Source organism: Erythrobacter sp. KY5, from assembly GCF_003264115.1.
In the GTDB taxonomy this organism is placed as follows: Bacteria; Pseudomonadota; Alphaproteobacteria; order Sphingomonadales; family Sphingomonadaceae; genus Erythrobacter.
Genome location: NZ_CP021912.1, coordinates 1,765,027 through 1,778,040, shown reverse-complemented (window position 1 = coordinate 1,778,040; position 13,014 = coordinate 1,765,027). Strand labels below are relative to the sequence as shown.

Genomic DNA, 13,014 nt, shown 5'->3' with positions numbered 1-13,014 from the left:
TTAAGCCGTAGAAACAACTAACAAATCTTTCATGGTCAGTGTGCGTCTGATAAGCCTTCGACGAACAAATTTTTATCCGATTTTTGGCAGGACGTCGCGCCGATGATGCATTCGAAATCTGTGCAACAGACGGCGACGACAAGATGAACTCTGCAACGTCTCGGAAATTGGCTTGCCCTCGCCGCACGGACACTTGCCTATGCGGATCGGGAAAGCAATTCCGCCAGTGCTGCTGCGACCATTTGCCCGGATTTGCCATGGGCGAAGCGTGGCGCGAACCTGCGCGTAAAAGGCAACGGCCTAAGGTACTTCGCGCCATCCGCGCGGACATAACTCAATATACGATCTACCACCGCACCAATACGGTGCCATTGATGCAACGGCTGCCGCCAGAGGAAATTGCAATCCTCAGCATCGACATTGAAGCGCTCCACGAATCCGTCGAGCAGCTCACTGGTATATACGGGCGCCTCGGTCGGTTGGCAGAGTTGCCTCAGGTGTTCGAACGATTGCGCGTCAACATCGACGATCCACGCTGGCAGCGGAAGCTGACTTACCACCAGGCGATAGTGGCCCACCTTCTCGACGACGTCGCGGGGGCTAAGCGAGAATTGGTCAAGCTGGGGCTGATCACGGCGCAGGAAGCAGACCTCGATGTCCTCCAGCTCCACATCGACATTAATGGGGATACGATCCCGCTCGTCGAAAAGCTGCGCCTCTATGATCGTGTCCTCGAGCTCACGACATCGCGAACAGACCGCATCCAATACGCGGCGGCGAAGGGTGTGGAATTGACGTTGGCAGGCGACACCGCTGGCGCGATTGCGGTTTGCGACGAAGCGCTCAACGCCGCGCGGGAATCCGAAGAAGAACGACCGTTCGGGCCTGACACGCAATTGTGGTTCTGCAAGCTGCTAGAAGTGGCCGGCATCGCGAAGCACCATCGAGCTTATTTCGACGATGCGTCCGAACGGCTGCGTGCACTCGTTGAGCAGACAGATTACTGGACGCCCGCCGGCCTCGGTCACGTCAACCGCTGCCTAGGTGACGTTCTCCGCTTAGCCGGGCAATGGGAAGAGGGAGCTGCTGCCTATTCCGCAGGATATGATTTAGACGGCAACCCTGCATGCCGCATCTTCGAGGCGAGCTGTCGGCTGATGCAGCGCCGCGCGAAAGATGCGCTCGAGATCATCGAATCCGTCGATTTCGAGACTCTGGAGGTGCCGGAACGCGCAGACTACGCTATCGCTTATGCGGCCATCGCTATCGCCCTGCGCGACGGAGCAAGGCTCGACGGTGCCGCCGCCAAGCTCAAGGCGATCTCTCCAGTTCGGCAATATTTCGCTCACGAGAACGTCAGGTATCAACTCGCAATTGAACGAGCACGGTCCGCGATTTCGGCCGGTACGCCAGTACCAAAATCAAGCCGCCTTCTCGACTGGATCAGCTCGATGTCGCGCTGGTTCATGGTTCAGCCGAACATCGCCGGGATCGGCCTCAACCTGAATAACATGGTCGATGACGCGATCGCCTCCCGCCGCGGGAAACGGCCTACCGACGAAGAGGGCAGCCAGTGACCCTTGTCGTCGAACCAACAGCCATATTGCCGCAATGCCTAGGGTCGGTCTGGACGGTCGCCGATCCCGACGCGCTGGCTGAGGTTTGCGCGCAAATCCTCATCGGCCGCGCACTTCACGCCGCGATGATTCTCGACGGTGTCCATCCGGCAGGCACACCCCCGATCGTTAGCGCGGCTTTAAAGGAAAAGCTTCGCCTGGAACTGCATCCCCAAACCGATCCAAAGATTTGGCATCGGGACGGCCTCTTGTTCGAAATCATTAGCTGGGTCGCTGCCCGCTTGACCGCGACCGTTGACGACGCAATTTCTGATCCGCACTTGAAGGCGACCAACCAAGGAACCGACTGCATCAAGGTGACGATCGATCCGGAGACCCGCACGCTTACACGAGCAACCGTCTATGAGTACAAATGCACGACCAATTGGCGGCAGCTGTTCTCGCAGGACGTCCTCGCGGCTTTTCGAGAATATGTTTCGGGAGAGCGCGACAACCAACTTGCGCAGGCAGCGATCACACTCTCGATTGGCCTTGGCTTCACACCCCAAGAACGCAACGCAGCCTATGATGAGCTGATCCGGACGCGACCGCTCGCCTTCCAGGCTTCGTTAACCGTTGCGCCAAGAGGCTTCACTGCCGAGCAGCGCCTTGCTCTTTCTTCGGGCTATGACGCGATTGCCGGCGATGTCGCGACGCGTGGCGGCAATATTATGCCGCTCGACGGCGTCCGCGCATGGTTCGCAGATTTCTCTGCACGGGTTTGGGCAAGAATCGAGGCGTTCGATGTTCGACGCTGAAACTGCGGCGCTCATCCGATCGGCACCGCCTTTGCGCGGTATCGACCCGCAAATCTTGCCCCAAGAACTCACCAGTATTTACGCTGAGCTTGCTGGCCTACGCCTTCGTGCGGCGCAACTTGCCGACGCGCCCGATTATGTTGCCCAGATCGAACGTCTCTCGCGTATTGCCGCAGTCTACGAAGCACAAGTCGATGACACCGTCGACGGCGAAGCGCGCCGGGCCGCAGCTTTTGTCGCCGGCACGGCCTATCAGATTCTCGGACGCGTAATGCCCGCGACACCTGACCGCACCACGTTCCTCAGTGCGGCGGCAATCCACCCGCGGATTGCCGCGCCGCTGCTGTTCTTGATCGCCGAGCAAAGCCCTGATGCGCGTGAGGCGACGCGCGGGCTCACTGGCGACCGCCTCGAAGACATTCACCGTGGGGCCCTGCTCGAGAGCATTCAGGATTTGGCGCAAGAGAGGTTCACTGCGATCCTCGAACGCGCGGAACGCTTGGCGCGCCTGCAGCCTTCCCCGGGCGAAGGCCTCACTGAACAGGCGACACAGGGTCTCTATGGTCTCTGCTGGGCCGGCCTCGTCCATCTGGTCGCACGCCTTCTCGCCCAAGTGCCGCCCGTTCTGGCATATCCACTCCTGGACACCCCACAGGCCTTGTTCGATCGCGTCACGCAATTGGCCGTCGCCAATGTCGAGGCGCCTGGGCCCGGTGCCCGTCTCGTCTCAGCATATGCCGGCCCACGTCACCTTGCACGATTGCTCCGGCATGTTGCCGATGGCCTAGAGGGAGCCGGCATAGCCAATCTACCGGCGCCGGTCGGTGCGGCCGAACCGGCTTGGCGGCGCTGGCTGCGCCACCGCGCTCTGACAAAGCCTACGCTTTGGCCCAATCATCGCCAAGCCATTGCGACTGGATTTCTCGACGCCGGCACCTCCGGTGTTCTGGTTCTGCCCACCGGGGCTGGGAAGACGACCCTATCCGAATTGAAAATTGCTGCGACGCTAAGTGCCGGCCGGAAGGTTATCTTCCTTGTTCCCACGTTGGCACTCGTCGATCAGCTACGCGACGACCTTGCCGAAAGCTTCCCTATGAGCCTCGCCAATTACGAGATCTCAGCCGATGGAGATCTTGTCGCGTTTATCTCTGGTCCTGAACTTGGCGCGATCGAGGTGATGACGCCGGAGCGTCTACTCGCAGTTCTTAGCTTTGCCGATGCGGACGTCGCTGAACTAGGCCTAATCGTCTTTGATGAATGCCACCTCCTAAGCCCGACCGGCGGAGGCGCGCGGAGCGTCGACGCCATGCTTTGTCTCCTACATGCCCTCCGGCGAGCGCCCGATGCCGACTATTTGCTGCTGTCAGCGATGCTACAAAACGCCCCTGATGTCGCGGAATGGCTCGGGCAGCTCACCGGCCGTCCTTGCATCAGCTTTCTCGACCCGTGGAAGCCGAGCCGACAGGCTCGCGGCGTCGTTACCTATTCGGAAAACCAGCTGACCTGGGCGAATCAGGTCGTCCGAGCTGCAAATTTCGCCAAGCGCAACGGACAGCCTGCCAACAAGCCACCGCTTGAGTTGGTGCCATTCGCCCTCTTCGGGCTGCACAACGCTTGGGCGCGCCAGGCACCTGCCGACCGCCGCATTGTTCGACTTTCTGACGGCAACGTGCGGTTGAACTACGGCGTCGGCGGAGCAACCCCAAACTCCAACGAAGTCGGTGGTTCCTTCGCCGCTAGTGCCGCTCGCGCAGGATTGAAGACAATCATGTTTGTCAATCAGGCCGATCACGCTCCCAGCACCGCGCGACGAATCAGAGCTGGCCTCCAACCTGTCGGCGCACTTACAGAATTTGAGAACAATCTCTGGACCGAAATCATCGCCGAGCTTGGCGGGCCGCAGCACTCGCTGCTGGATCCCACCGCGCCCGCGCTACCCCACAATGGCGACATGATTGCTATCGAGCGACGTATGGCTGAGTCGCTTTTTCGGCGGCGCGACGGCGCAAGCATTATCGTTGCGACGCCTACGCTCGCCCAAGGTATGAACTTGCCGGCGGAGGTCGCCATCCTGGCAGGGACAATGCGCCATGACGAAGATGGGCGCGAGCCACTCAAAGGCCACGAGATTCTGAATGCTGCCGGTCGCGCTGGCCGCGCGGGCCACCTCGCCAACGGGACAGTCCTGCTGATTCCAGAGCCGCCGGTCGCCTTTGACGCGAATTGGGTTCCGACCGGCGCGGCGTTCGATATGCTCGGAAAGGTGCTGCCTACAAACGACCAATGCGTCACGATCGACGACCCTCTGACGTCCTTGCTCGACCGCATCCAGCTCGGCGACGTTAATTCCCCAGATGTACGCTACTTTTTGAGCCGGTTGCGCGCTGGCGACGGCGAGGAGCAGGATGTCGATCGCCCGATCCAAATGATGAGCCGTTCGTTTGCAGCTTTTCAGGCACGGAGGGCGGGTAATGAGGCGGCTTTTGATGCGAAGATCGCTTCGCTAAGGGGAGCGCTGGACGCCGATGCCCAGGCAGCCGAGGTTGTGACGGTGAAGGTCGCCGCATTCAGCGGCATGCAGCTCGAACCTTTGGCGGCGCTGACCACACACATTACGGCAGAGATTGATGATCTGCCGACATCGATCATCGATTGGTGCGATTGGCTAGTCGATTTCATGATCGCCGACCGGCATAGCTACGCGTTGCTCTTCGGCCGCGATGTCGAGACGGTCAAGGCGGTGACGCGCGGTCGGAAGACCGGAGGAGATAGCACCGACGCTGAGATAGGATTGTTGAAGCTGGCTCTGCGAGCTTGGCTGAGTGGTGCTCCGTTCGCCACCATTGAGGCTGCACTTGGCGTAGTCCCCGCCCGGATCAAGACCTGCAAACGGTCCCGGGACTTCGTGCTACGACTGATGAATCGGAGGTTCTACATGATTGCGGGCGCGCTCACCGCGCTCGTCCAACATGCAATTGAAGAGGCTGGCAAGGTTTCAGCTAATCCCGCGGTTCTGGAAATCCTTGCGATTGCTATTCGCAAGGGTCTCGATTCGCCGGAAAAGGTCGCGTTCGCCCATCGATCACCTTCGATCCGCTCCCGCGTACTCACCCATCGCGCCTATGCCGAACAGGTACCCGGTCGCCAGGATCAGTTAGGCGCTGATTTTCAGACCATACTTCGGTCGATTGACGCCAATTAGCATTTAGCGAAATTCAGGCCGGTGAGGGTGGTCCAGAGAGTTGATTGGCGACTTCAATCGGATCGATGCCAGAGATGTTCATTCGCCATCGTCTCAAGATTTGTCATCCGACTATTGAGGGGCAGGAAGGCTGGAAGCCCATCGCATAGCGATGGGTCCGGGTGCCAGCCCTATATCTCGCGCTCAGGCAGGGCCAGCGCTGCGCTCGATTGAAAAGCTCCACGCTGGCCCCGCCACCTCATGGAGTCGGAAAGGCCAAAGGGAGTCCGCTAAAAATACGGCGGCGAGTCATTCGTGATGCCACCGCCAGCGAAGCTGAATACGGCTCGCCCAAACGCCTTAGGGTCGCCAAGATATCGAAGTCGGTGTAGGATACTCCCCACGGTTTGAGATTGGTTTCTATCCGATCCTCTAAGTGTCTCCCGAGCCAAATAATCCGACCGACGACGTGCATACCCTGGAGATCGAGCTCCGGAGTCTCCGCTAGCCACTGGCCTATGAGTTTATCTAGAGCGTCTTCTTCCATTCGATCTCTCACTCATTGCTGCGCGTCGTTTAGTCCGTCTGGTTCCACCTGAGATGTCGTCGGACGCATCACAAGATTTCTATCGATACTACCAATGCTTCTCCGTCCATGCGTGGTGGAGATCCGACGTGAATGTCCACTTCTCTGCCATTATCCGGTTTGGATGACATGCAAAATTTCGTAGTCATTCGACCATTCCGCTGGCAAACACTTAACATGGATATCTTAGGAACTCGCCAGGCTACTTGCCTCTTCTTTCCGATATCAGGTGCCCGCGCCTTTGAAGAAGTCGCTGAACAGCTCACATTCGTAATACGATCTGGAGCTTATGAGGTGGGTGACAGGCTGCCGAATATCGATGAGCTCTCCCGATTGATGTCAGTGAGCAAACCCACTGTCGGGCAAGGCCTTAAACTGCTTGTGGACGCAGGATTGGTCCGAGTCATTCGAGGAGTGAATGGCGGCGCGGAAGTGTTGAGCAACGCCCCGCCAACCAAACCCCTTTCTGATGCGAGCCCGACAAAGAATTTCTCGTTTCAGAAACTTGTCGAAGCTCGGAAACCTATAGAAATTGAGATTGCGCTGCTGGCGTCAAAAAATGGCTCCGAAAAGGATTTTCGGAAGCTTCAAGAAACCGTTCAACTCTTGGCCAAGCATCAGCTCGGCGAGCAAAGCGAGAAAACATTCTACGATCAGCAGTTCCACTACTTGCTCGGAAGGATATCGCGAAACCAGGTTCTTGCCAGGTATCAGCACCAGATTTTGGAGCGACTATACTACGAGATGGCTCGCCGAGATTTTTTCAGCAAAGAAGATATCCAATCTGTCATAGATTGGCACACCGATACACTCAACGCGCTCCGCAAAGGCGACCGAAAAAAAATAGTGAAAGTCGTTAGCGGGCACCTGGCTCCGCTGGAAGAATACGCAAAATCTTTGGCTAATACTTTTTCATCTTGAAAAAAATATCCCCATAATCGAGACTTCTTCACCGTGGCGATTGCCATTTCGCCCTCGCTCAATGACCTGCCCCATCAGGGTGGTCCACCGGTTAAGTTAGAGTTCCGGCGGTTGGGGTCGCCCTGTTGGACGGCCTGGAGCGTAGCGTAAGGCAGTCTTGCAGGGCGAGGCAAGATCGTTTGTGGTGCTGGCGGCTGGTATCCGAGCGATGAGTGTGGGCGGACGGCATTGTAATGGATGCGCCAGCGCTCGATCAGGATGACAGCTTCCTCAAGGGTGTAGAAGATCTCGCCGTTGAGCAGTTCATCGCGTAGTTTGCCATTGAAGCTCTCGTTGTAACCATTCTCCCAAGGTGAGCCTGGCTCGATGTAAAGCGTCTTCACCCCGATCCGCTCAAGCCAGTCGCGCACGGCGTGTGCGGTAAACTCAGCGCCATTGTCCGAGCGGATATGGTCGGGCGGGCCGTGACGCTGGAACAGCTCTGTCAGTACGGCCAGAACATCATCGCTCTTCAACTTGCGCTGGACATGGATCGCCAGGCACTGCCGACTGTGCTCATCGATTACCGTGAGCATGCGGAACGCCTTGCTGTAGCCTGATCTGACGAAAGCATTTGCGCATCTGTCTTTTCGTCTATCCCTTCGCTATGGCGACGGGATGAAAAAGAAGCGAAACGCTGGACGACCCTCTGCCTATGAGGACGCGAATGGGATGATCACCAAGGCGGCCTTGTCTCTTTTCGCTTCCAAGGGTTTCGAAGCCACGTCGTTCAACGATATCGCGAAGCGCGCGCAACTGCCCAAAGCTAACGTGCTGTATTACTTCAAGGACAAGGACACGCTGTGGAAGCACGCAATCGACCATCAATGGAAGATTGTCGATGAGTTCTTCGTAGGAACGCTTCCCGACCCCCTGCCCCCCACACGCAAAGGGCTTGCATCAATTATTGAGGCTTTCATGCTCGCGTGCAGCCGCTTCCCGCCGTACGTTCAGATCCCCGCTATCGAAGGCAATACGCAAACCTGGAGATCAGAGTATCTCGCGCAGGCGCATTTGAAGCGTCACGTCGACTTCATGCGCAGCTATCTCCTCGATTTGACCGCAAGGGGCATCGTTGCGCCAATCGAGCCACTTTTCCTGCAAACGCTTCTAACAGGAGGAGGGCAATTGCTCATCGGCCAGGCAGAATTGTGGGCGGCGGCGGCTGGAGTCGACAGCCGGACAGAGCAATTCGCCCGTGAGTACGCCGCGCAGGTCACAAATGTCATAGTCGCAAAATAACTAACCACCTGGTCAGATATATTATTGACCAATTGGTTAGAATATGAAAACTCTCTTCATTCAGGAGCTGCCCACGCGAACAATGATGGTCAGCCCAATGATGGGAGAGACTCATGAAACACAATCGCTCGGCGTTCGCCGTGTTGCTCATGTCGACATCGTTCCTGGTTGGGGGCGTTGGTCCGGCATTTGCGCAAGATACCGGTGCCGTAGTGGAGGACCAGGACGACGAGGCGCTGCCGGACAGCGTCATTGTCGTTACAGCTCAGAAGCGAACCGAGCGACTTCAGGACGTCCCGGCCTCGATTGCCGTTGTTGACGGCGATACGCTGGCGGACCTCAATCTTACCGAAGCGACTGATCTTCAATTTCTCGCGCCGGGCCTCGGGCTTGGCGATTCCAATACACCGCGTGGTGCTGGTTTCCGTGTTCGCGGCGTAGGAACTGCGATTTTCGCGGACGGGATCGAACAAAGCGTCGGGACAGTCGTCGACGGCGTCCCCCTGGCGCGCGCTGGCCAGGGTCTTGCCGATCTCGTTGACATTGAACGGATCGAGGTCTTGCGCGGCCCGCAGGGCATGTTGTTTGGGCGAAACGCCTCGGCAGGTCTCATCAACATCGTCACCAAACGTCCGTCGCTCGACGCTGTCGGCATCGAGGGGCGGGCCAGTTACGGCTCGGATGACGACATCCAGCTCGCCGCCAGCCTTACTGCGCCCCTGGCGCGCGACATTGCCGGCATTAGGATCACCGGGTTTTTCAACCAGCGCGACGGGTTCGTGACCAATCTCGCCAATGGCGAAGACCTGAATGCCCGCGAGGAATACGGCCTTCGAGGAAGCTTGCTGGTCGAGCCCTCTTCCGATCTTGAGATCATATTGCGGGCCGATTGGTCGAAGCGCGACAATCGCGCCAACATCTGGACCATTCGCTCACTCAATGATGCCTCGCCCCTACTCTCAACGCCGGTGCCGGGGGTCGTGCCTTCAACGATTACCCCAGCGGTACAGGCCGAGGTTGGCCCAGAAAGCCGTGTCGTGGAAATCGGCGGCGATATCTTCAACAGGGTCGAAGGCTGGGGTGTTTCCGGCGAGATCAACTATTTCCTCGGCGACTACACCGTTACGTCGTTAACCGCTTATCGCGATTGGCAGCAGGCAGACAACAACGATGCCGATCAGAGCCTTTTTAACATCCTCGATCTGAACACAGGGACGAACGACCTGTACCAATTCTCGCAAGAATTGCGGCTGACTTCGCCTGAAGATCAGATCGTCTCGTTCGTCGCCGGGCTTTTCTATTACGAGTCCAGCAACACCAACAACACCGTCCAGCGCGGCAAATTCGTTCCGGTTGTTGCACAGCTCAATTCGATCGGGGTTACGGTTCCGCTAGGCGGGCCGATCAACGTTGCGCCCGACCAGCTTGCGGGGCGAAATGTTAACTCGGAAGTCGACGTCCGGGATTTTGCTGTGTTCGGGCAGGCGAGCCTCAATCTGTCCGAGCAGTTCCAGATCATATTCGGTGGACGATACACAAACACGGAAGTATCGGCTGTCTACGATCGCACCCCTGCCGCAGGCACAGACCCGCTTTTCAACCTTGCACTTGGCGCAGGGGCTGCGCCGCTCGCCTACGACCTCGAAACGGACGACGAAGATCTCTCCTATCGCTTTGGCCTCGAATACGCGCCGAACCCCGACCTGAATTTCTACGCGACTTACGCGCGTGGTTACAAAGGTCCGGGCTTCGACACGCAGGTCGATTTCACAATCGTGCCTGGCCTGACGCCGCTCGAATCCGCGCTCGTCAATCCGGAAATCCCCACAAGCTACGAGGCAGGGGTGAAGGCCGTGTTCGCCGATGGCGCGGTCAATGTGAATCTCGCGGTGTTCAGGACGGAATTCGAAGACTTCCAGGCTCAGGTTTTCGAGACACCGCCGGGAGCAGCGCTCGGTTCGTTCCGGGTGCGCAATGCCGGTGAGTTGAGCACTACAGGGTTCGAACTCGAAGCCACCGCACGTCCGGTTCCTGACTTCGTCGTGGGTTTCGGACTGGCATATGCCGACACGAAATTCGAGGAATTTGAAGGTGCCGCATGCGCGCGCATTGCCCAGGCGTCGACCGCGCCCGGCAACCCTTGCGCCGGCGGCGCGCCTTCGTTCGACGCCTCGGGCCTTAATGCCCCCAACGCGCCGGAATTGACCCTGTCCCTGAACAGTAGGTACGATCACGACTTCTCTGACGCTGTCGGCGGCTTCCTCCAGGTGAATGCTCTGCTGCGAAGCGACAACATGTTCGCAATCGTACCTGAAGGCGTCGCCAACCCTTATGTTCAGGACGGATATGTCGTTGTGAACGCGGTCGCGGGACTGAGTTTTGCCGACGATCGTATCGGCGTGAATGTCTTCGCCAAGAACCTGTTCGATACGAACTACGTCACCAACATCTTCGATCTGCCATTCGGCGGCCCCGGCGATCTCGGCCAGTTTGTGACCCGTGATGCCGAACGGCTTGTCGGCGTGCAGGTCAATTTCGACTTCTGATGGACCTGCTTTTTCATTGCTGGAGCACCACGTGACCGACTTTAGTCCCCGCAAGGGTATGACCGACCTTGAGATCGACGAGACGATCGAAGCAATCCTCGCCGAGGCGACGCTTGAAGAAAAAGTAGCCATGATGTCTGGCCAGGGCTTCTTTCAGGCCATGGCGGAAGACGACCGTGTCTGGTGCGCCAGGCCTTATCGCGCGGGCGGCGGCTTAGAGCGCCTCAACGTGCCCGCGCTCTATTTCACCGATGGGCCGCGCGGTGTCGCAGGTGGCCAGTCCACCTGCTTTCCCTGCTCGATGGCCCGCGGGGCTACCTTCGACACGGATCTTGAGCAACGGATCGGCGAAGTGATGGGAATTGAAAGCCGGGTCAACGGATGCACGCTTTCAGGAGCGGTTTGCATGAACCTTTTGCGCCATCCCGCATGGGGTCGCGCCCAGGAAACCTACGGCGAGGACCCCCACCATCTCGGGGAAATGGGCGCGGCGCTTGCTACGGGCATCCAGACGCATAACGTGGTTGCAACCGTAAAGCACTTCGCGCTCAATTCGATGGAGAATGCCCGGTTCAAGGTCGACGTTCGGATCGACGACCGCGCCCTGCACGAGGTTTATCTCCCGCACTTCAAACGCGCGATCGATGCTGGCTGCGCCAGCGTTATGAGCGCCTACAACAAGATGAACGGCGAGTATTGCGGGCAGGATCGCGTCCTGCTGACCGATATCTTGCGCGGCGAATGGGGCTTTGACGGCTTCGTCCACTCGGACTGGGTGATGGGAGTGTACCATCCTTACGGAGCGGCTGCGGGCCTGGACGTCGAGAACCCCGAACCGATCCACTTCGGCCCGAAGCTGCTCGCCGGTGTTGAGAATGGGACGATCGAACCCGAGGTCATCAACCGTGCCTGCCGCCGAATATTGCGAGTGACATACCGTTTTGCAGCAAGCGAGGATCCGGTCGAGGCCTATGAGAGCGCCTTATCCGCTGCCCCTGCGCACACGGCAATCGCACTGGAAGCCGCCGAGAAGTCGGCCGTTTTGCTCAAGAACGACGACGTGTTGCCTCTCATACCCGGCAAGGTTGGGACGCTTGCGGTTCTGGGCAAGCTGGCCACTCAGGAAAACACGGGCGACGAAGGCTCGAGCAAGGTGCGGCCGCCGTATGTCGTGACCGCGCTCGAAGGCCTTGAGCGGGCGAGCGAGAGATTGGGCATCAATGAGATCGTGACAGCGGACGAAAGCGACCTCGATGCCACGCGCGAAGCTTTAACAAAGGCGGACGCAATCGTGGTTGTCGTCGGCAATACCGCCGAGGACGAAGGCGAGTTCATCCCCGGCGACATTGCTTTGGGCGCGGATGTGCCGGAAGAACTGAGGTCAGAAGCGCAGCGCTCCACCGTGGGCGGAGACCGTGACAATCTTGGCCTGCGCCAGGATCAACAGAATCTGATCGCTGTCGCAAGCAGCGCAGGCAAACCGGTGATCGTCGTGATCGTGTCGGGATCGGCCATAATGGTCGAGGAATGGCACGAGAGCGTCGGGGCGATCCTGCAGACCTTCTATTCGGGGATGGAAGGCGGGACCGCGCTGGCGAAACTGCTCTTCGGCGAAGTGTCGCCCTCGGGCAAACTACCTTTCGTCGTCGCCAAATCGCCTGCCGACTATCCTTTCTTCGACAAGGGTGCCGAGCGCATCACCTACGATCTATGGCATGGGTATACCAAGTTCGACAGGGAGGGGATCGAGCCGCGATATCCTTTCGGACATGGTCTTTCCTACACTACTTTCGATTATCGGTCGCTGAAAACGCTCGCCGATGACAAGGCGGTCCATGCGCAGGTCACCGTCTCGAATACTGGCGAAGCCGAAGCTGAGGAGGTCGTTCAATTTTATGTCGGCGCTCCGGGCAAGGCTCTGGAACGGCAGAAGAAGCTCCTCAAGGGCTTCGCCAGAGTAAAACTCAAGCCCGGCGAGCAGCGGCTGGTATCCGTGACGATCCCGCGCGAGGATCTGCGTTATCGCGACCCGCTCACGCGCAGGTGGCAGTTCGAACCGGGCGAGTATCGGATTTCCTGCGGTGGCAGTTCGGCATCGCTCGTTGAAACGACGGTCGCTCTCTAG

Annotated in this window: 7 protein-coding genes and 2 pseudogenes; 8 read left to right on the top strand and 1 reads right to left on the bottom strand. The window is 58.5% G+C overall.

Going from position 1 to position 13,014, the window contains the following annotated elements; all coding sequences use genetic code 11:
• Positions 1-143: 143 nt before the first annotated feature.
• The 5 genes and pseudogenes from CD351_RS16090 to CD351_RS08350 all read left to right on the top strand — a co-directional run.
• Positions 144-233 (top strand): annotated as a pseudogene (locus CD351_RS16090) (SEC-C metal-binding domain-containing protein); the annotation flags it as partial.
• Positions 234-257: 24 nt separating this feature from the next.
• Positions 258-1,577: a hypothetical protein gene (locus CD351_RS08370; RefSeq protein WP_234027079.1), complete on the top strand. Its 1,320-nt coding sequence runs from the start codon at positions 258-260 to the stop codon at positions 1,575-1,577.
• Positions 1,574-2,374 carry a hypothetical protein gene (locus tag CD351_RS08365; protein ID WP_162627665.1) on the top strand — a complete coding sequence of 267 codons (801 nt, stop codon included), beginning with the start codon at positions 1,574-1,576 and terminating at the stop codon, positions 2,372-2,374. Before CD351_RS08370 ends, CD351_RS08365 begins: the two co-directional genes overlap by 4 nt.
• A gap of 31 nt (positions 2,375-2,405) precedes the next feature.
• On the top strand, positions 2,406-5,576 hold the full coding sequence (locus CD351_RS08360) for a DEAD/DEAH box helicase (RefSeq protein ID WP_234027078.1): 3,171 nt from the start codon (positions 2,406-2,408) through the stop codon (positions 5,574-5,576).
• Between the two features lie 658 nt (positions 5,577-6,234).
• A complete protein-coding gene (locus CD351_RS08350) occupies positions 6,235-7,062 on the top strand; it encodes a FadR/GntR family transcriptional regulator (protein WP_111992211.1) in 828 nt (275 codons plus the stop codon).
• A 74-nt stretch (positions 7,063-7,136) separates the two neighbouring features.
• Here CD351_RS08350 and CD351_RS08345 read toward each other — a convergent pair.
• Positions 7,137-7,643: pseudogene (locus CD351_RS08345) on the bottom strand (integrase core domain-containing protein); the annotation flags it as partial.
• Positions 7,644-7,719: 76 nt separating this feature from the next.
• Between CD351_RS08345 and CD351_RS08340 the strand changes: the two are divergent.
• The 3 genes from CD351_RS08340 (at position 7,720) to CD351_RS08330 (ending at position 13,014) form a co-directional block, all read left to right on the top strand.
• A complete protein-coding gene (locus CD351_RS08340; protein ID WP_111992210.1) occupies positions 7,720-8,343 on the top strand; it encodes a TetR/AcrR family transcriptional regulator in 624 nt (207 codons plus the stop codon).
• Positions 8,344-8,456: 113 nt separating this feature from the next.
• Entirely contained in the window at positions 8,457-10,889 is a 2,433-nt protein-coding gene (locus CD351_RS08335; RefSeq protein ID WP_111992208.1) for a TonB-dependent receptor, read from the top strand.
• A gap of 31 nt (positions 10,890-10,920) precedes the next feature.
• Positions 10,921-13,014, top strand: a complete 2,094-nt coding sequence (locus CD351_RS08330; RefSeq protein ID WP_162627664.1) for a beta-glucosidase — start codon at positions 10,921-10,923, stop codon at positions 13,012-13,014.

What these genes read in the sequence shown, in the direction of transcription:
- CD351_RS08370 (WP_234027079.1), top strand. Translation starts at nt 258, where the DNA reads ATGGGCGAAGCGTGGCGCGAACCTGCGCGTAAAAGGCAACGGCCTAAG.
- CD351_RS08335 (WP_111992208.1), top strand. Translation starts at nt 8,457, where the DNA reads ATGAAACACAATCGCTCGGCGTTCGCCGTGTTGCTCATGTCGACATCG.
- CD351_RS08350 (WP_111992211.1), top strand. Translation starts at nt 6,235, where the DNA reads ATGTCCACTTCTCTGCCATTATCCGGTTTGGATGACATGCAAAATTTC.
- CD351_RS08340 (WP_111992210.1), top strand. Translation starts at nt 7,720, where the DNA reads ATGAAAAAGAAGCGAAACGCTGGACGACCCTCTGCCTATGAGGACGCG.